The organism is Enterobacter sp. KB-280D8, assembly GCF_041399405.1.
GTDB classification, from domain to species: Bacteria; Pseudomonadota; Gammaproteobacteria; order Enterobacterales; family Enterobacteriaceae; genus Enterobacter; species Enterobacter cloacae_N.
Genome location: NZ_JBGKEC010000012.1, coordinates 35286 through 54142 on the forward strand (window position 1 = coordinate 35286; position 18857 = coordinate 54142).

General features: G+C 54.6%; 16 protein-coding genes. All 16 read left to right on the top strand.

Features of this window, described 5'->3' with window-relative positions; translation table 11 throughout:
* Window positions 1–118: 118 nt before the first annotated feature.
* The 16 genes from gmd to AB8818_RS20730 all read left to right on the top strand — a co-directional run bounded on the left by gmd (window position 119) and on the right by AB8818_RS20730 (window position 18847).
* The gene (gene gmd / locus AB8818_RS20655) at window positions 119–1240 is read left to right on the top strand and encodes a GDP-mannose 4,6-dehydratase (RefSeq protein ID WP_003863514.1); all 1122 of its coding nucleotides are present in this window, start codon (window positions 119–121) and stop codon (window positions 1238–1240) included.
* 2 nt (window positions 1241–1242) lie between these two features.
* Window positions 1243–2208 carry a GDP-L-fucose synthase gene (locus AB8818_RS20660; protein ID WP_024908102.1) on the top strand — a complete coding sequence of 322 codons (966 nt, stop codon included), beginning with the start codon at window positions 1243–1245 and terminating at the stop codon, window positions 2206–2208.
* Between the two features lie 2 nt (window positions 2209–2210).
* Window positions 2211–2690, top strand: coding sequence for a GDP-mannose mannosyl hydrolase (locus tag AB8818_RS20665; protein ID WP_163330198.1), 480 nt, complete (start codon window positions 2211–2213; stop codon window positions 2688–2690).
* A complete protein-coding gene (gene wcaI, locus AB8818_RS20670; protein WP_166711721.1) occupies window positions 2687–3910 on the top strand; it encodes a colanic acid biosynthesis fucosyltransferase WcaI in 1224 nt (407 codons plus the stop codon). Before AB8818_RS20665 ends, wcaI begins: the two co-directional genes overlap by 4 nt.
* Before the next feature lie 3 nt (window positions 3911–3913).
* On the top strand, window positions 3914–5350 hold the full coding sequence (gene cpsB, locus AB8818_RS20675; RefSeq protein WP_021241455.1) for a mannose-1-phosphate guanyltransferase: 1437 nt from the start codon (window positions 3914–3916) through the stop codon (window positions 5348–5350).
* 109 nt (window positions 5351–5459) lie between these two features.
* Window positions 5460–6830: a colanic acid biosynthesis phosphomannomutase CpsG gene (cpsG, locus tag AB8818_RS20680; protein ID WP_166711719.1), complete on the top strand. Its 1371-nt coding sequence runs from the start codon at window positions 5460–5462 to the stop codon at window positions 6828–6830.
* A 123-nt stretch (window positions 6831–6953) separates the two neighbouring features.
* Window positions 6954–8348, top strand: a complete 1395-nt coding sequence (gene wcaJ / locus AB8818_RS20685) for an undecaprenyl-phosphate glucose phosphotransferase (RefSeq protein WP_061097677.1) — start codon at window positions 6954–6956, stop codon at window positions 8346–8348.
* 1 nt (window position 8349) lies between these two features.
* Window positions 8350–9828: a colanic acid undecaprenyl disphosphate flippase WzxC gene (wzxC, locus tag AB8818_RS20690; RefSeq protein WP_023336265.1), complete on the top strand. Its 1479-nt coding sequence runs from the start codon at window positions 8350–8352 to the stop codon at window positions 9826–9828.
* Between the two features lie 17 nt (window positions 9829–9845).
* The gene (gene wcaK, locus AB8818_RS20695; RefSeq protein WP_116338808.1) at window positions 9846–11126 is read left to right on the top strand and encodes a colanic acid biosynthesis pyruvyl transferase WcaK; all 1281 of its coding nucleotides are present in this window, start codon (window positions 9846–9848) and stop codon (window positions 11124–11126) included.
* Entirely contained in the window at window positions 11123–12343 is a 1221-nt protein-coding gene (gene wcaL, locus AB8818_RS20700; protein ID WP_116338810.1) for a colanic acid biosynthesis glycosyltransferase WcaL, read from the top strand. Before wcaK ends, wcaL begins: the two co-directional genes overlap by 4 nt.
* Window positions 12344–12355: 12 nt before the next feature.
* Window positions 12356–13747 carry a colanic acid biosynthesis protein WcaM gene (wcaM, locus tag AB8818_RS20705; protein ID WP_116338812.1) on the top strand — a complete coding sequence of 464 codons (1392 nt, stop codon included), beginning with the start codon at window positions 12356–12358 and terminating at the stop codon, window positions 13745–13747.
* A 176-nt stretch (window positions 13748–13923) separates the two neighbouring features.
* Window positions 13924–14820 (top strand): GalU regulator GalF, encoded by an 897-nt coding sequence (gene galF / locus AB8818_RS20710; RefSeq protein ID WP_116338814.1) that lies wholly within the window; start codon window positions 13924–13926, stop codon window positions 14818–14820.
* Window positions 14821–15173: 353 nt separating this feature from the next.
* Complete coding sequence (gene rfbB / locus AB8818_RS20715) at window positions 15174–16256, top strand: dTDP-glucose 4,6-dehydratase (RefSeq protein WP_116338816.1); 1083 nt, start codon at window positions 15174–15176, stop codon at window positions 16254–16256.
* Window positions 16257–16307: 51 nt separating this feature from the next.
* Window positions 16308–17252: an NAD-dependent epimerase/dehydratase family protein gene (locus AB8818_RS20720; protein WP_192984962.1), complete on the top strand. Its 945-nt coding sequence runs from the start codon at window positions 16308–16310 to the stop codon at window positions 17250–17252.
* Window positions 17252–18286 carry a glycosyltransferase family 4 protein gene (locus AB8818_RS20725; RefSeq protein ID WP_192984964.1) on the top strand — a complete coding sequence of 345 codons (1035 nt, stop codon included), beginning with the start codon at window positions 17252–17254 and terminating at the stop codon, window positions 18284–18286. The genes AB8818_RS20720 and AB8818_RS20725 overlap by 1 nt, the downstream gene beginning before the upstream one ends.
* Complete coding sequence (locus tag AB8818_RS20730; protein WP_116338822.1) at window positions 18287–18847, top strand: sugar O-acyltransferase; 561 nt, start codon at window positions 18287–18289, stop codon at window positions 18845–18847.
* Window positions 18848–18857 lie beyond the last annotated feature (10 nt).

Here is an 18857-nt window from a genome sequence, read left to right on the forward strand (position 1 = left end):
GGAGAAACCGGAACGTACTTAGGTACGTGAGGATTTCGAGCACAGCCCACGTTCAAAATGACAAAAAAGATAGCCTACTTAACGGCTCTGATTAAATTCATAAGTAGAGGAATAAAACATGTCTAAAGTCGCTCTCATCACCGGCGTTACCGGGCAGGATGGTTCTTACCTGGCAGAACTGCTGCTGGAAAAAGGGTATGAAGTGCACGGTATTAAACGTCGTGCGTCTTCATTCAACACCGAGCGTGTCGATCACATCTATCAGGATCCGCACGCGGCGAACCCGAAATTCCACCTGCACTACGGCGACCTGACCGATACCTCCAACCTGACCCGTATCCTGCAGGAAGTGCAGCCGGATGAAGTGTACAACCTGGGCGCGATGAGCCACGTAGCGGTTTCCTTCGAATCTCCGGAATACACCGCTGACGTTGACGCCATGGGTACTCTGCGTCTGCTGGAAGCTATCCGCTTCCTCGGTCTTGAGAAGAAAACCCGCTTCTACCAGGCATCCACCTCCGAGCTGTACGGCCTGGTGCAGGAAATCCCACAGAAAGAGACCACGCCGTTCTACCCGCGCTCTCCGTATGCGGTAGCAAAACTGTACGCCTACTGGATCACCGTGAACTACCGTGAATCCTACGGTATGTACGCCTGTAACGGCATCCTGTTCAACCACGAATCTCCGCGCCGCGGCGAAACCTTCGTGACCCGCAAAATCACCCGCGCTATCGCCAACATCGCGCAGGGTCTGGAGTCTTGCCTGCACCTCGGCAACATGGACTCCCTGCGTGACTGGGGCCATGCGAAAGACTACGTGAAAATGCAGTGGATGATGTTGCAGCAGGAACAGCCAGAAGACTTCGTTATCGCAACCGGCGTGCAGTACTCCGTGCGTCAGTTCGTTGAAATGGCCGCGGCACAGCTGGGCATCAAGCTGCGCTTCGAAGGCACCGGCGTGGAAGAGAAGGGTATCGTTGTTTCCGTGACCGGCCACGACGCGCCGGGCGTGAAGCCAGGCGACGTAATTGTGCAGGTTGACCCGCGCTACTTCCGTCCTGCTGAAGTAGAAACCCTGCTGGGTGACCCAACCAAAGCGCACGAGAAGCTGGGCTGGAAACCAGAGACCACTCTGCAGGAGATGGTTTCCGAGATGGTGGCCAAAGATCTTGAAGCAGCGAAAAAACACTCCCTGCTCAAGTCTCATGGCTACGAGGTTGCCATCGCGCTGGAGTCCTGAGAATGACAAAACAACGTATTTTTGTCGCCGGTCATCGCGGAATGGTGGGTTCCGCGATTGTTCGCCAGCTGGAACAGCGCGGTGACGTAGAGGTGATTGTCCGCACGCGTGACGAGCTGAACCTGCTCGACAGCCGTGCGGTACAGGACTTCTTTGCGAACGAACGCATTGATCAGGTGTATCTGGCGGCGGCGAAGGTGGGCGGCATTGTCGCTAACAACACCTACCCGGCGGATTTCATCTACGAGAACATGATGATCGAGAGCAACATCATTCACGCGGCGCACCTGCACAACGTGAATAAGCTGCTGTTCCTCGGGTCGTCCTGTATTTACCCGAAAATGGCGAAGCAGCCGATCGCCGAGAGCGAGCTGCTGCAGGGCACGCTTGAAGCAACCAACGAGCCGTACGCGATTGCCAAAATTGCCGGGATCAAGCTGTGCGAGTCCTACAACCGTCAGTACAACCGCGACTATCGCTCGGTGATGCCGACCAACCTGTACGGGCCGCACGACAACTTCCACCCGAGCAACTCGCACGTGATCCCGGCGCTGCTGCGCCGCTTCCACGAGGCGACCGCCGAGAACGCGCCGGACGTGGTGGTGTGGGGCAGCGGGACGCCGATGCGCGAGTTCCTGCATGTGGACGACATGGCTGCGGCCAGCATTCACGTGATGGAACTGGATCGCGAGGTATGGCAGGAGAACACCGAGCCGATGCTGTCGCACATCAACGTGGGTACCGGCGTGGACTGCACTATTCGCGAGCTGGCGCAAACCATCGCGCAGGTGGTGGGCTACAAGGGCCGCGTGGTGTTTGACGCGACTAAACCGGACGGCACGCCGCGCAAGCTGCTGGACGTGACCCGTCTGCATCAGCTGGGCTGGTATCACGAGGTGTCACTGGAGCAGGGGCTGGCCAGCACCTACCAGTGGTTCCTGGAAAACCAGCACCGCTTCCGGGGGTAACGATGTTTTTAAGTCAGGAAGATTTTGCCACGGTGGTGCGTTCCACTCCGCTCATCTCGATTGATTTGATCGTGGAGAACGAACGCGGCGAGTTCTTGCTGGGAAAACGAACCAACCGTCCTGCACAGGGCTTCTGGTTCGTGCCCGGCGGGCGCGTGCAGAAGGATGAGACGCTCAGCGATGCGTTTGAGCGTCTCACTCTGGCGGAGCTGGGCCTGCAGCTGCCGATGGCAGCGGGCCAGTTTTACGGGGTCTGGCAGCACTTCTATGACGATAACTTTTCAGGCACCGGGTTCTCCACGCACTACATCGTGCTGGGGTTCCGCCTGAAGGTGAGTGAGGCAGACCTGCGTCTGCCTGATTCTCAGCATGACGACTACCGCTGGCAGACGCCAGAGGCGTTGCTGGCCAGCGACAATGTGCATGACAACAGCCGTGCCTATTTCCTGGCCGATCGTCAGTCCGGAGTGCCGGGCTTATGAAAATTTTAGTGTACGGAATCAACTACTCGCCGGAGCTAACCGGCATCGGGAAATACACCGGCGAGATGGTCGAGTGGATGGCGAGCCAGGGACATGACGTGCGGGTCATTACCGCGCCGCCGTACTACCCGGAGTGGAAAGTCGGGGAGCGCTACTCAAGCTGGCGCTATCGCCGTGAAGAGGGAGCAGCGACCGTCTGGCGCTGCCCGCTCTACGTGCCGAAGCAGCCTTCGACGCTGAAACGGTTACTTCATCTGGGCAGCTTTGCCCTGAGCAGCTTCTTCCCGCTGATGGCGCAGCGTCGCTGGAAGCCGGATCGCATCATCGGCGTGGTGCCGACGCTGTTCTGCACGCCGGGCATGCGCCTGCTGGGTAAACTCTCCGGTGCGCGCACCCTGCTGCACATTCAGGATTACGAAGTGGACGCCATGCTGGGCCTGGGGATGGCAGGCAAAGGCAAGGGCGGCAAGGTGGCGAAGCTCGCCAGCGCCTTTGAGCGCAGCGGCCTGCACAACGTGGATTACGTCTCGACCATCTCGCGCTCGATGATGAACAAGGCGCAGGAGAAGGGCGTTCCGGCCCAGAAGGTGATCTTCTTCCCGAACTGGTCCGAAGTGGCGCGTTTTCGCGATGTGACAGAGCAAGACGCTCAGGCGCTGCGCGCGCAGCTCGGTTTGCCTGAAGATCAAAAAATCATTCTTTACTCAGGCAACATCGGCGAAAAGCAGGGGCTGGAGAGCGTGATTGAAGCGGCCCAACTGCTGAGTGAACAGCCGTGGACGTTTGTGATTGTCGGGCAGGGCGGTGGAAAGGCGCGGCTGGAAAAAATGGCCGGGGAACGCGGCCTGACCAACGTGAAATTTTTCCCGCTTCAGTCTTACGAGGCATTACCTGCGCTGCTGAAGATGGGCGACTGCCATCTGGTTGTGCAAAAACGCGGCGCCGCGGACGCGGTGCTGCCGTCCAAGCTGACCAACATTCTGGCAGTGGGCGGCAATGCGGTGATTACGGCAGAGACCGAAACAGAATTAGGCCAGCTGTGTGACAGCTATCCGGGAATTGCCGTGTGCGTGGAGCCGGAATCGGTTCCGGCGCTGGTTACCGGCATTGAGCAGGCACTCGCCATGCCAAAAGTGAACACGGTGGCACGTGAATATGCCGAACGCACGCTCGAGAAAGAGAACGTGCTGAGCCAATTTATTGCAGATATACGGGGATAAATCATGAGTCAAACCACTTTGTATCCGGTTGTGATGGCTGGTGGCTCTGGTAGCCGGTTGTGGCCGCTGTCCCGCGTGCTCTATCCAAAGCAGTTCCTCTGTCTTAAAGGGGATCTCACCATGCTGCAGACCACGGTAAACCGTTTGCACGGCGTGGAGTGTGAAAGCCCGGTGGTGATTTGTAACGAACAGCACCGCTTTATTGTTGCCGAGCAGCTGCGACAGCTGAATAAGCTCACGGAAAACATCATCCTGGAGCCTGCCGGTCGCAATACCGCGCCCGCGATCGCCCTGGCGGCGCTGGCGGCAAAACGCAGCAGTCCTGACTGCGACCCGCTGATGCTGGTCCTGGCGGCAGACCACGTTATCCAGCAGGAAGAGGCGTTCCGCGACGCGGTGCGTGCGGCGATTCCTTACGCCGAGAGCGGCAAGCTGGTGACCTTTGGCATCGTGCCGGACCTGCCGGAAACCGGCTACGGCTACATCCGTCGCGGCAACGTAACGCCGGGTGAAGGCGACAGCGTGGCCTTTGACGTGGCGCAGTTTGTTGAAAAACCGAATCTCGAAACCGCGCAGGCGTATGTCGCCAGCGGTGAGTATTACTGGAACAGCGGGATGTTCCTGTTCCGTGCCGGACGCTACCTGGAAGAGCTGCGTAAATACCGCCCGGATATTCTGAGCGCCTGCGAGAAAGCGATGGCGGTGGTGGATCCGGATCTCGACTTCATCCGCGTGGATGAAGAGGCTTTCCTCGCCTGCCCGGAAGAGTCCATTGACTACGCGGTGATGGAACGTACGGCTGACGCCGTGGTTGTACCGATGGATGCGGGCTGGAGCGACGTAGGCTCCTGGTCCTCCCTGTGGGAGATCAGCGCCCATACCCCGGAGGGTAACGTCCATCACGGCGATGTGATTAGCCACAAAACCGAAAACAGCTACGTTTACGCCGAGTCCGGCCTGGTGACCACGGTCGGAGTGAAGGATCTGGTGGTTGTCCAGACCAAAGACGCCGTGCTGATTGCCGACCGTAACGCCGTGCAGGACGTTAAAAAAGTGGTGGAGAAGATTAAGGCCGATGGCCGTCACGAGCACCACATTCACCGTGAAGTGTACCGTCCGTGGGGTAAGTATGACTCCATCGACGCGGGTGACCGCTATCAGGTGAAGCGCATCACCGTGAAGCCGGGCGAGGGGCTGTCGGTGCAGATGCACCATCACCGCGCCGAGCACTGGGTCGTGGTGGCGGGTACGGCCAAAGTGACCATCGACGGCGAAGTGAAGCTGCTGGGTGAGAACGAGTCCATTTATATTCCGCTGGGCGCCACGCACTGTCTGGAAAACCCGGGGAAAATTCCTCTCGACTTAATTGAGGTGCGCTCCGGCTCGTATCTGGAAGAGGACGATATCGTGCGCTTCCAGGATCGTTACGGGCGCGTGTAGCACTCCGCATCATGCCCGGCGGCGCTGCGCCAGCCGGGCCTACGAATGACAAAAATAAATTTGGCCATTAAGTGGTCAGGGCCAACTGTTGCCTGAAAAAGAGGTCATCATGGAAAAATTAACCTGTTTTAAAGCCTACGATATTCGCGGCAAGCTGGGCGAAGAGCTGAATGAAGACATCGCGTGGCGCATTGGCCGCGCGTACGGCGAATATTTAAAACCAAAGACCATCGTGCTGGGCGGCGACGTGCGTCTGACCAGTGAATCCCTGAAGCTGGCGCTGGCGAAAGGGCTGCAGGACGCGGGCGTGGACGTGCTGGATATCGGTCTGTCCGGAACCGAAGAGATTTACTTTGCCACCTTCCACCTGGGCGTGGACGGCGGTATCGAAGTGACGGCCAGCCACAACCCGATGGACTACAACGGCATGAAGCTGGTGCGCAAGGGCGCCCGCCCGATCAGCGGCGACACCGGTCTACGCGACGTGCAGCGTCTGGCGGAAGCTAACGATTTCCCGCCGGTGAATGAGGCGAAGCGCGGCAGCTATAAAAAAATCAACCTGCAGAAAGAGTACATCGACCACCTGCTGGGCTACATCAACGTGGCGAACCTCAAGCCGCTGAAGCTGGTGATCAACTCCGGTAACGGCGCGGCCGGCCCGGTGGTGGATGCGCTGGAAGCGCGCTTTAAGGCGCTGAACGTGCCGGTGACCTTCGTCAAGGTACACAACACGCCGGACGGCAATTTCCCGAACGGTATTCCTAACCCGCTGCTGCCGGAGTGCCGCGACGACACCCGCAACGCGGTGATTGAGCACGGCGCGGATATGGGCATCGCTTTTGACGGCGATTTCGACCGCTGCTTCCTGTTCGACGAGAAAGGGCAGTTCATCGAGGGCTACTACATTGTCGGCCTGCTGGCGGAAGCGTTCCTCGAGAAAAACCCGGGCGCGAAAATCATCCATGACCCGCGCCTTTCCTGGAACACCGTCGACGTGGTGTCCGCGGCGGGCGGCACGCCGGTGATGTCTAAAACCGGCCACGCCTTCATCAAAGAGCGCATGCGCGAAGAAGATGCCATCTACGGCGGCGAGATGAGCGCCCACCACTACTTCCGCGATTTTGCCTACTGCGACAGCGGGATGATCCCGTGGCTGCTGGTCACCGAGCTGCTGTGCCTGAAGGGGAAAACCCTGGGCGAGCTGGTGCGCGACCGCATGGCGGCGTTCCCGGCGAGCGGAGAGATCAACAGCAAGCTGGCGCAGCCGGCCGAGGCCATTGCCCGCGTGGAGCAGCACTTTGCCCTTCACGCGCTGGAAATTGACCGTACCGACGGCATCAGCATGGCGTTTCCACAGTGGCGTTTCAACCTGCGCTCGTCCAACACCGAGCCGGTGGTGCGCCTGAACGTGGAGTCCCGAGCTGACACGGCGCTGATGGAAGCCCGAACAAAGGACATTCTGGCGCTGTTGAATCAGTAATACGAAACCTTACCCCTCACCCTAACCCTCTCCCCAAAGGGGAGAGGGAACTTGAACACCCTCTCCCCTTTGGGGAGAGGGCCGGGGTGAGGGGTGGGGTGTTGGTTGAATAAAGGAACAACGATGACGAATCTAAAAAAACGCGAACGAGCGAGAACGAATGCATCGTTAATCTCTATGGTGCAGCGTTTTTCTGATATCACCATCATGGTCGGTGGATTGTGGGCGGTGTGTCGGATCAGCGGGCTGCCGTTCTTATATATGCATCTGCTGATGGCCCTGATTGCCCTGGTCGTGTTTCAGATGATCGGCGGGATGACCGATTTCTACCGCTCGTGGCGCGGCGTGAAAATGACTACCGAACTGATGCTGTTGCTGCAGAACTGGACCCTGAGCCTGATCTTCAGTGCGGGTCTGGTGGCGTTCAGCCATGATTTTGACAACCGCTTCGTGACCTATCTCTGCTGGTACCTGTTAACCAGCGTCGGCATGGTCGTGTGCCGTTCCCTGATCCGCTTTGGCGCGGGCTGGCTGCGTAACCGTGGCTATAACCGTCGTTTTGTCGCCGTGGCGGGAGATTTACCGGTCGGGCGGGTGCTGCTCGACAGCTTCCGCAAAGAGCCGTGGTTAGGGTTCGAAGTGGTGGGGATTTACCACGACGCGAAGCCGGGCGGCGTGCCTGCGGACTGGGCGGGGAATTACGCGCAGCTTATTGAAGACGCGAAGGCCGGCAAAATTCATAACGTCTACATCGCCATGCAGATGAAGGACGAATCCCGCATCAAGCAGCTGATGCGCGAGCTGGCGGACACCACCTGCTCGGTGATCCTGATCCCGGACGTCTTTACCTTCAACATCCTGCACTCCCGTATTGAAGAGGTGAACGGCGTGCCGGTGGTACCGCTGTACGACACGCCGCTGTCGGGCATTAACCGCGTGCTCAAGCGCGTGGAAGATATCGTGCTCTCTTCGCTGATTTTACTGCTTATTTCCCCTGTTCTGTGCTGCATTGCCCTGGCGGTGAAGCTGAGCTCTCCCGGCCCGGTTATCTTCCGTCAGACCCGCTACGGCATGGACGGTAAGCCGATTATGGTGTGGAAATTCCGCTCCATGAAGGTGATGGAGAACGACAAGGTAGTGACCCAGGCGACGCAGAACGATCCGCGCGTCACCCGCGTTGGGAACTTCCTGCGCCGCACCTCGCTGGACGAGCTGCCGCAGTTCATCAACGTCTTTACCGGCGGCATGTCGATTGTTGGCCCGCGTCCGCACGCGGTGGCGCATAACGAGCAGTACCGCTCGCTGATTGAAGGCTACATGCTGCGCCATAAGGTGAAGCCGGGCATCACCGGCTGGGCACAAATCAACGGCTGGCGCGGCGAGACCGACACGCTGGAAAAAATGGAAAAACGCATCGAGTTCGATCTGGAGTACATCCGCGAGTGGAGCCTCTGGTTCGATATCAAGATTGTTTTTCTGACCATCTTCAAAGGCTTCGTGAACAAAGCGGCGTACTAAGATGAGCTTACGTGAAAAAACCATCAGCGGCGCCAAGTGGTCAGCGATGGCGACCATCGTCATCATTGGCCTCGGCCTGGTGCAGATGACGGTGCTGGCGCGCATTATTGATAATCACCAGTTCGGCCTGCTGACCGTCTCGCTGGTGATCATCGCGCTGGCCGACACGCTGTCTGACTTTGGTATCGCCAACTCCATTATTCAGCGTAAAGAGATCAGCCATCTCGAGCTGACCACGCTCTACTGGCTGAACGTCGGGCTGGGGATTTTCGTATTTGTGCTGGTCTTCCTGCTGAGCGACACCATCGCCAGCGTGCTGCACAACCCGGATCTCGCTCCGCTGATGCGCACGCTGTCGTTTGCCTTTGTGGTGATCCCTCACGGGCAGCAGTTCCGCGCGCTGATGCAGAAAGAGCTGGAGTTCAACAAGATTGGCATGATCGAGACCAGCGCGGTGCTGGCAGGCTTTACCTTTACCGTGGTGAGCGCCCATTTCTGGCCGCTGGCGATGACCGCCATCCTCGGTTATCTGGTTAACTCTGCCGTGCGTACGCTGCTGTTCGGCTACTTTGGCCGCAAGATTTACCGTCCGGGACTGCACTTCTCTCTCGCGTCCGTCTCGTCCAACCTGCGCTTTGGTGCGTGGCTGACGGCGGACAGCATTATTAACTACGTGAACACCAACCTCTCGACGCTGGTGCTGGCGCGTATCCTGGGCGCGAGCGTGGCGGGGGGCTACAACCTGGCCTATAACGTCGCGGTTGTTCCTCCTATGAAGCTCAACCCGATTATCACCCGCGTGCTGTTCCCGGCGTTCGCCAAAATTCAGGACGACACCGAGAAGCTGCGCGTTAATTTCTACAAGCTGCTTTCCGTGGTGGGGATTATCAACTTCCCGGTGCTGCTGGGGCTGATGGTGGTTTCCAGCAACTTCGTGCCGCTGGTGTTTGGCGAGAAGTGGAACGGCATCATCCCGATCCTGCAGCTGCTGTGCGTGGTGGGGCTGCTGCGCTCCGTGGGGAATCCGATCGGCTCGCTTCTGATGGCGAAGGCGCGCGTGGATATCAGCTTTAAGTTCAACGTGTTCAAAACCTTCCTGTTTATACCGGCGATTATCGTTGGCGGGCATATGGCGGGCGCCATCGGCGTAACGCTGGGCTTCCTGCTGGTGCAGGTAGTCAACACCGTTCTGAGCTACTTCATCATGATCAAGCCGGTGCTGGGCTCCAGCTACCGTCAGTACATCCTGAGCCTGTGGCTGCCGTTCTATCTCTCATTGCCGACCCTGGCGGTGAGCTACGGCCTGGGCATCATCCTCAGTGGTCATCTGCCGCTGGCTGCGCTGCTGGCGGTACAGGTTGCCGCGGGAGCGCTGGCGTTCGTCGTGATGATTGTGCTGTCGCGCAACGCGCTGGTGGTGGAGATGAAGCGCCAGTTTTGCCGTAACGAAAAAATGAAAACGCTGCTTCGCGCAGGCTAGTTATTTAAGAGGCCATTATGAAATTATTAATTCTTGGCAACCATACCTGCGGCAACCGTGGCGACAGCGCCATCCTGCGCGGTTTACTGGATGCAATTAACACCCTTAAGCCTGAGACTGAAGTGGACGTGATGAGCCGTTATCCGGTCAGCTCATCCTGGTTACTGAACCGCCCGGTGATGGGCGACCCGCTCTATAGCCAGATGAAACAGCATAACAACGCCGCGGGCGTGATGGGGCGCGTGAAGAAAGTGCTGCGCCGTCGCTACCAGCATCAGGTGCTGCTTTCCCGCGTGACCGATACCGGCAAGCTGCGCAACATCGCTATCGCGCAGGGCTTTACGGATTTCGTGCGTCTGCTGTCCGGCTATGATGCCATTATCCAGGTCGGCGGTTCGTTCTTCGTCGATCTCTACGGCGTCCCGCAGTTTGAGCATGCGCTGTGCACGTTCATGGCGAAAAAGCCGCTGTTTATGATCGGCCACAGCGTGGGGCCATTCCAGGATCCGCAGTTTAATCAGCTGGCAAATTATGTGTTTGGCCACTGCGATGCGCTGATCTTGCGCGAGTCGGTCAGCCTCGACATGATGAAGCGCAGCGAAATCGACACCTCAAAAGTTGAGCATGGCGTGGACACCGCCTGGCTGGTGGATCACCAGGACGATGGCTTCCAGCCGAGTTACGCGGTGCAGCACTGGCTCGACGTAGCCGCGAAACAGAAAACCGTCGCGATCACCCTGCGCGAGCTGGCCCCGTTTGATAAACGCCTCGGCACGACCCAGGCGGCGTACGAGAAAGCCTTTGCCGACGTGGTGAACCGCGTGCTGGACAGCGGTTACCAGGTGCTGGCGCTCTCAACCTGTACCGGGATCGACAGCTACAACAAAGACGACCGCATGGTAGCGCTGAACCTGCGCAACCTGGTGAACGACCCGTCCCGCTACCACGTGGTGATGGACGAGCTGAATGACCTGGAGATGGGCAAGCTGCTCGCAGCCTGCGACCTGACCGTCGGCACCCGTCTGCACTCGGCGATTATCTCCATGAACTTCGGTACCCCAGCCATCGCGATTAACTATGAGCACAAGTCTGCCGGGATTATGCAGCAGCTTGGCATGCCGGAGATGGCCGTGGATATTCGCCATCTGCTGGACGGATCCCTCGGTGCGATGGTGGGCGACACCCTCGGCCAGTTGCCTGCGATCAACGAGCGTCTGGCAGTAGCGGTGAAAGCCGAGCGAGAGAAGGGCATTGGCATGGTGAAATCGGTACTTGACCGCGTGCGGGAGGGGAAATGAAGGTTGGTTTCTTCTTACTGAAATTTCCGCTGTCGTCTGAGACCTTTGTACTGAACCAAATCACCGCGTTTATCGATATGGGATATGACGTGGAGATCGTCGCCCTGCAGAAGGGCGACACCAAAAATACCCATGCGGCGTATACCCAGTATGGGCTGGAGGCGAAGACCCGCTGGCTGCAGGACGAACCGGCCGGGAAGCTGAGTAAGCTGCGCTACCGGGCCAGCCAGACGTTGCGCGGGATCCATCGCGCGTCGACGTGGCGGGCGCTGAACGTTTCCCGCTATGGATCGGAATCTCGCAATCTGATCCTGTCGGCCATCTGCGGGCAAACGGCACAGCCGTATCGTGCCGACGTGTTTATCGCCCACTTTGGCCCTGCGGGCGTTACTGCCGCGAAACTGCGTGAGTTGGGCGTGATTGACGGCAAAATTGCGACCATTTTCCACGGTATCGACATTTCCAGCCGCGAGGTGCTGAACCACTACACGCCGGAGTATCAGCAGCTTTTCCGCCGCGGTGACATGATGCTTCCCATCAGCGACCTGTGGGCAGGACGGCTGAAAAGCATGGGCTGCCCGGGAGAGAAGATTGCCGTGTCGCGTATGGGGGTGGATTTAACGCGCTTTACCCGCCGTCCGGTTAAGGTGCCGGGAACACCGCTGCAGATCATCTCCGTGGCCCGTCTGACCGAGAAGAAAGGTTTGCACGTGGCGATTGAGGCCTGCCGCCAGCTGAAAGCGCGCGGGGTAGCGTTCCACTATCGCATTCTCGGCATCGGGCCGTGGGAGCGCCGTCTGCGCACGCTTATCGAACAGTATCAACTGGACGATGTCGTGGAGATGCCGGGCTTCAAGCCGAGCCACGAGGTCAAGGCCATGCTCGACGAGGCCGACGTGTTCCTGCTGCCTTCAGTCACGGGTGCGGATGGCGATATGGAAGGCATTCCGGTGGCGCTGATGGAGGCGATGGCCGTGGGTATTCCGGTGGTATCCACCCTGCACAGCGGGATCCCTGAGCTGATCAAATCTGACCATTCCGGCTGGCTGGTGCCGGAGAATAACGCGATGGCCCTTGCGGATCGATTAGCTGCCTTCAGCGACATCGACCAGCAGGCGCTGGAGCCCGTGCTCCACAATGCCCGACAAAAAGTTGAAACCGATTTTAACCAGCAGGTGATTAACCGCCAGTTAGCGAGCCTGCTGCAAACGCTGTAACGCCGAGGTTGTATGCTGAAAAAGATTACCCGACGCACTTTTGTCTCTTCTCTTTCCGTTCTGGCGGCCACGCCGCTGCTGTCGTCCCGCATCGCGCGGGCGGCAAGCGGAAAGACGGTCTCCATTAATCAGTACAATAACAACGACTGGATCGCCGCTTTTAAGCAGGCGTTTAAGGACGGTGATACCGTCGTGGTCCCGGCCGGACTCACCTGTGAAAACATTAATACGGGCATTTTCATTCCCGACGGTAAAACGCTGCTGATCCGCGGAGCGTTAACCGGCAACGGACGCGGCCGCTTTGTGCTGCAGGAAGGCTGCAAAGTGATTGGTGAAGGTGGCGGGCGCACGGAGAACATTACGCTCGACGTTCGCGGCTCGGACTGTGCGATCAAAGGGCTGGCGATGAGCGGGTTTGGTCCGGTGACCCAGATCTACATTGGCGGCAAGAAACCCAGAGTGATGCGCAATCTGCTGATTGATAACATCAGCGTGAGCCAGGCCAACTACGCCATCCTGCGCCAGGGCTTTCACAATCAGGTTGACGGCGCCCGGATCACCAACAGCAAATTCAGCCATTTGCAGGGCGATGCGATCGAGTGGAATGTGGCCATCAATGACCGCAATATCCTGATCTCCGATCATGTGATCGATAACATCAACTGCACTAACGGCAAGATCAACTGGGGCATCGGCATCGGCCTTGCCGGCAGTACCTACGATAACGACTACCCGGAAAAGCAAACCGTTAAGAACTTCGTGGTGGCAAATATCACCGGCAGCAACTGTCGCCAGCTGGTGCACGTTGAGAACGGCAAACACTTTGTTATCCGCAATATTAAGGCAAAAAATATTACCCCCGATTTCAGTAAAAAGGCGGGTATAGACAATGCGACGGTCGCCATTTATGGCTGTGATAATTTCATTATTGATAATGTCGACATGGTCAATAGTGCCGGAATGTTAATCGGGTATGGGGTAATTAAAGGTGATTATTTGTCCATACCCCAGAACTTCAAGCTCAACAATATTCACCTCGATAATCGTCAGCTTGCGTATAAGTTGCGCGGAATACAAATTTCATCCGGTAACGCGACCTCCTTTGTAGCGATCACCAACGTTGAGATGAAGCGGGCGACGCTTGAGCTGCATAATAAACCGCAGCATCTTTTTTTACGCAATATCAATGTGATGCAGGAAGCTGCCATTGGCCCTGCGCTGAAGATCAACTTCGACCTGCGTAAAGATGTGCGGGGCAAATTTATGGCCAAAGATGAGACCTTGCTGTCGCTGGCTAACATCAAAGCGGTAAATGAGAAAGGGCAGAGCTCGGTGGATATTGACCGGGTGGATCAGCAGGTAGTGAATGTGGAGAGGCTGAATTTTGCGCTTCCGCACAGATAATCGGCAATTTCCTTTTTTGAGACTATTCCTGGCAAAGAAGTGTGATCTATTCAGATTACAACTACAGAAATTTGTGGGGCTAAGGCGTAACATTGCCTGAGGATTACGGCAAATCATGCTGGCGAAAACAGGTTTAAGAGCTATAATTCGTCAACCATTTTAAGGTGGAAGAAATAATGATTAATTTGAAAGCAGTCATTCCGGTAGCAGGCCTGGGCATGCATATGCTGCCCGCCACTAAAGCCATTCCTAAAGAGATGCTGCCGATCGTCGACAAACCGATGATTCAATACATCGTCGACGAGATTGTTGCTGCAGGGATCAAAGAAATCGTCCTGGTTACGCATTCTTCTAAGAATGCCGTAGAAAACCACTTCGACACCTCTTACGAACTCGAAGCGTTGCTTGAGCAGCGCGTTAAGCGCCAACTGCTGGCGGAAGTGCAGTCAATCTGCCCGCCAGGCGTAACCATTATGAACGTGCGTCAGGCACAGCCGCTGGGTTTGGGTCACTCTATTCTGTGTGCACGTCCGGTAGTGGGTGATAACCCATTCATCGTTGTTCTTCCGGACATCATCATCGATACCGCTTCAGCCGATCCGCTGCGTTACAACCTTGCGGCAATGGTGGCACGTTTCAATGAAACCGGCCGTAGTCAGGTGCTGGCGAAACGCATGAAGGGCGATCTCTCCGAATACTCCGTGATCCAGACGAAAGAAGCGCTGGAGACGGAAGGGCAGGTGAGCCGCATCGTTGAGTTCATCGAAAAACCGGATCAGCCGCAGACGCTGGATTCTGACCTGATGGCGGTTGGCCGTTATGTTCTGAACGCCGATATCTGGGCCGAGCTGGAAAAAACCGAGCCAGGCGCCTGGGACCGTATCCAGCTGACCGATGCAATAGCGGCGCTGGCGAAAAAACAGTCTGTTGACGCGATGCTGATGACCGGTGACAGCTATGACTGCGGCAAGAAGCTTGGGTATATGCAGGCGTTTGTCAACTATGGGCTGCGTAACCTGAAGGAAGGGGCGAAGTTCAGAAACCGGATTGAGAAGCTGTTGGGCAACGACTGATATTCCTTCTACGACCAGAACAAACGGCAGTTATCATTTTGGTGTTGAGACATAACCAAAATGATAACTGCCGTTTTTTTGTTATTAACTTCAATGATTACATAGGGTTATCTGATTCAAATCTCAGCAGCTTTGTAGCGATTTGTGCTTGTTTCTGAGGTCGTTTAGGACGACAATTAACGCCAGTTTTTGTCTGTAAGCAGACAAGTAAAATCATTTAATCAAACATCGCTCAGTGCACTGGTAGCTGTTAAGCCAGGGGCGGTAGCGTGCTCAATTTCTGAAACCGTTAATAAACGCTCAGGTTTCAGAACCCCAGTATCCAGACATATACACTAGACGGAACAGATAACGTGAAAATTCTTGTGACGGGCGGGGCTGGTTTTATCGGCTCAGCGGTTGTGCGACATATTATTAAAAATACCCAGGACGATGTCGTCAATGTAGATAAGCTCACCTATGCCGGAAATCTGGAGTCGCTAACAGAAGTTAGTGCTAGCGACCGATATGCCTTTGAGCATGCCGATATTTGCGACAAAGACTCCATGGATCGCATCTTTGCAAAGCATAAGCCTGATGCGGTAATGCACCTGGCCGCTGAAAGTCACGTCGATCGTTCCATTACCGGCCCGGCAGCGTTTATCGAAACCAACATCGTCGGCACTTATGTGCTGCTGGAAGCCGCCCGTGCGTACTGGTCCATGCTGGATGAGCAGGCGAAGAAAGCGTTCCGTTTCCATCACATCTCTACCGACGAAGTGTATGGAGATTTGCCGCATCCTGATGAGCATCCTGCATCAACTGAGTTGCCACTCTTTACTGAAACTACCGCGTATGCGCCCAGCAGTCCGTATTCAGCATCAAAAGCCTCCAGCGATCATCTCGTTCGTGCCTGGATGCGTACCTACGGTTTCCCGACCATTGTCACCAATTGTTCAAATAACTACGGCCCGTACCATTTCCCGGAAAAACTGATCCCGCTGGTTATCCTGAATGCATTGGACGGCAAAGCGCTGCCTATTTACGGCAAGGGCGATCAAATCCGCGACTGGCTCTATGTTGAAGACCATGCGCGTGCACTCTATACCGTGGTCACCCAAGGGAAACCGGGGGAGACGTACAACATTGGTGGACACAACGAAAAGCAGAACCTGGATGTGGTGCATACGATTTGCGATCTGCTGGATGAGATTGTGCCTAAAGAGGGGTCGTATCGCGATCAGATTACCTATGTTGCTGACCGTCCTGGCCATGACCGCCGCTATGCGATTGATGCTGAGAAAATTGGACTTGAGCTTGGCTGGAAACCTGCGGAAACATTTGAAAGTGGGATTCGTAAAACAGTTGAATGGTATTTGGCAAACACGACATGGGTAGAAAACGTTAAAAGCGGGAATTATAAGACCTGGATTGTACAAAATTATCAAAATCGTTAAGGGCTGTCCGCCTCGATATTTATATGGTTAATTAGCTGATAGGGGACGACAATGAAAATTTTAGTGACTGGGGGAACTGGATTTCTCGGTACTGCTTTAGTCAAAACGTTAAGATCAGCAGGTCACCAGGTAATTTTAACTACGCGTCGAGAAGAAAATATTGAACAGGGAATGTATAATCTTGGCGATATTTCGGCTCAAACGAATTGGACTACGCTTTTACAAGGTTGTGATACTGTCATTCATACCGCAGGAAGAGCTCATATCCTTAAAGATGATGCTGAAGATGCGCTGACAGAATTTCGTCGTGTCAACCATGATGCGACAATGAAATTAGCTAATGACGCTGCAAACTGTGGCGTAAAACATTTCATCTTCGTCAGTTCAATTGGAGTAAATGGTAATTCCACATCGGGAATCCCTTTCAGTGAATCGACACCTGCCAGACCAACGTCAGATTATGCTATTTCCAAGCTGGAAGCCGAGGAAAGCCTTCTCAAGGCATTTTCAGGTAGTAATATGGCAATAACAATCGTTCGTCCGGCTTTAATCTGTGGTCCAAATGCTCCGGGTAATATTCAACGCTTATTAAAGTTAGTGTCTAAAAACCTGCCTCTGCCTTTTAAGTCAGTAAAAAATAAGCGCGCCCTTGTTTCACTGGACAATGTTGTGAGCTTTATAAGCGAATGTACAACAAATGAAAAGTCAAAAAATGAACTTTATCTTTTGGCTGATCAGGAGCATCCTTCAACTGAAGAAATGATTACGGCATTTTCTACCGGGATGGGCATGACAGCGCGGATTGTTTATTTCCCTCGGGCATTACTTAAAATTTTTCTTTCAGCAATGAGGAAAAAAAGTATATATGACCAACTGTATGGCGATCTGGAAGTCGACTCAACGAAATCAAGGGAACAGCTTCAATGGACTCCACCCGTTACGTTGCAGGAAACGATGGTAAAAACAGCGAAGAATTATATTGAAGGTAAAAAATAATGTTGTATCTGGGGATTGTCGTTTTTGCATTCTTTATCTCATGCGCGATGACCTGGGGTTTAAGGTTGTACGCCATCAAGAACAATGTGATTGATCAGCCAAACCAAAGAAGCTCACATAGTGTGCCGACGCCGCGCGGTGGAGGGGTTGCTATAGTATTAACATTATTAGCTGCATTACTATGGTTGGTACTGACAAAACATATCTCTTATGAGACATTTTTAGGCTTCTTCGTGCCGGGCTTATTGATTGCGGTTATCGGTTTTCTCGATGATCATGGACACATTGCTGCGCGCTGGCGTTTGCTGATGCATTTCTTAGCAGCAGCAATAGGACTCTATTTCTTAGGAACGTTTCCGGATATTGATATATTTGGCTATGTCGTATCTTTGTCATGGTTTGGAATAATCATAGGAAGCGTCTATCTTGTGTGGATGTTGAATCTATATAACTTTATGGATGGCATTAATGGTCTTGCAAGCTCTCAAGCCATTACTTTTTCTCTGTGCAGTGTCGTTATAATAACGCTTAGCCAAAACCCTGGTTCTCCTGATGCGATGACGATGATTGCGCTGGCTCTCGCTGGGGCTGCCGCAGGATTCATTGTGTGGAACTTCCCTGTGGCAAAGATCTTCATGGGGGATGCTGGAAGTGGTTTTTTAGGTGTTACCATTGGCCTGATGATTCTTTATTTTGCAAAGCAAGATTCACATGTCTTGATCGCTGAACTTTGTCTGCTTGGCATTTTTATTGTGGATGCAACTACTACCTTGCTTAGAAGATTATTGGCTGGTAAAAAAGTTTATGAAGCACATGCAAGCCATTGCTATCAAATCCTTGCCCGCAAATATAAGAGCCATGTTCCGGTAACATTGGCGGCGATTGCAGTAAATATTGTGTGGTTGTTCCCAATTGCATATTTAATCATTTCTGCAAAAATTGATGGAATTATTGGCATTATCATCGCGTGGCTACCATTAATATTTATCGCTTTCAAATGTGGTGCTGGAGTCAAAGACAAAGAGAACGCATAAATGAATGATCTGATCATTATAGGAGCTGGAGGGCATGGACGTACGCTGTACGAAACTGCTATACTTTTAGGATATGAAAATATTGTATTCCTCGATGATAATGAATCGCGCTTACATACTTCAGAGATTCATGTTATTGGGAAAACATCAGATCTTAATCTCTATGCGAACACTGCCAAACATATTGCTATAGGCATTGGCAATAATAAGCTAAGAGAAGTATTCCACCATCAGCTTCAAAGTTTAAGTATTACTCCTACAACGCTGGTACACCCCTTTGCATTTGTGAGTCCGTCCGCTACCTTGGGGAGCGGGAGCGTAGTTTTAGCCGGTGCAGTTATTGGCGCAAACTCAACCTTAGGAGCAGGTACGATAGTTAATAGTCATTCGACGGTGGATCATGATTCGACTCTTGGTGATTTTGCCCACTTAGGGGTTGGCGTGCATCTTGCCGGTGGTGCGAGTATTGGGAAATCGGCTTTTCTGCAAGCGGGAACAGTGGGTGGATATAGTGCAACAGTGGATGAGCATGCCATATGCCCTCCCGGTACTATTTTATAAATTAATAGCA

Bases quoted from the DNA above. Each gene is read 5' to 3' on its own strand.
- cpsG (WP_166711719.1), top strand. From the start codon at position 5,460: ATGGAAAAATTAACCTGTTTTAAAGCCTACGATATTCGCGGCAAGCTG.
- wcaK (WP_116338808.1), top strand. From the start codon at position 9,846: ATGAAATTATTAATTCTTGGCAACCATACCTGCGGCAACCGTGGCGAC.
- wzxC (WP_023336265.1), top strand. From the start codon at position 8,350: ATGAGCTTACGTGAAAAAACCATCAGCGGCGCCAAGTGGTCAGCGATG.
- AB8818_RS20660 (WP_024908102.1), top strand. From the start codon at position 1,243: ATGACAAAACAACGTATTTTTGTCGCCGGTCATCGCGGAATGGTGGGT.
- cpsB (WP_021241455.1), top strand. From the start codon at position 3,914: ATGAGTCAAACCACTTTGTATCCGGTTGTGATGGCTGGTGGCTCTGGT.
- AB8818_RS20725 (WP_192984964.1), top strand. From the start codon at position 17,252: ATGTTGTATCTGGGGATTGTCGTTTTTGCATTCTTTATCTCATGCGCG.
- wcaM (WP_116338812.1), top strand. From the start codon at position 12,356: ATGCTGAAAAAGATTACCCGACGCACTTTTGTCTCTTCTCTTTCCGTT.
- wcaL (WP_116338810.1), top strand. From the start codon at position 11,123: ATGAAGGTTGGTTTCTTCTTACTGAAATTTCCGCTGTCGTCTGAGACC.
- gmd (WP_003863514.1), top strand. From the start codon at position 119: ATGTCTAAAGTCGCTCTCATCACCGGCGTTACCGGGCAGGATGGTTCT.
- AB8818_RS20665 (WP_163330198.1), top strand. From the start codon at position 2,211: ATGTTTTTAAGTCAGGAAGATTTTGCCACGGTGGTGCGTTCCACTCCG.
- wcaI (WP_166711721.1), top strand. From the start codon at position 2,687: ATGAAAATTTTAGTGTACGGAATCAACTACTCGCCGGAGCTAACCGGC.
- wcaJ (WP_061097677.1), top strand. From the start codon at position 6,954: ATGACGAATCTAAAAAAACGCGAACGAGCGAGAACGAATGCATCGTTA.
- AB8818_RS20720 (WP_192984962.1), top strand. From the start codon at position 16,308: ATGAAAATTTTAGTGACTGGGGGAACTGGATTTCTCGGTACTGCTTTA.
- galF (WP_116338814.1), top strand. From the start codon at position 13,924: ATGATTAATTTGAAAGCAGTCATTCCGGTAGCAGGCCTGGGCATGCAT.
- AB8818_RS20730 (WP_116338822.1), top strand. From the start codon at position 18,287: ATGAATGATCTGATCATTATAGGAGCTGGAGGGCATGGACGTACGCTG.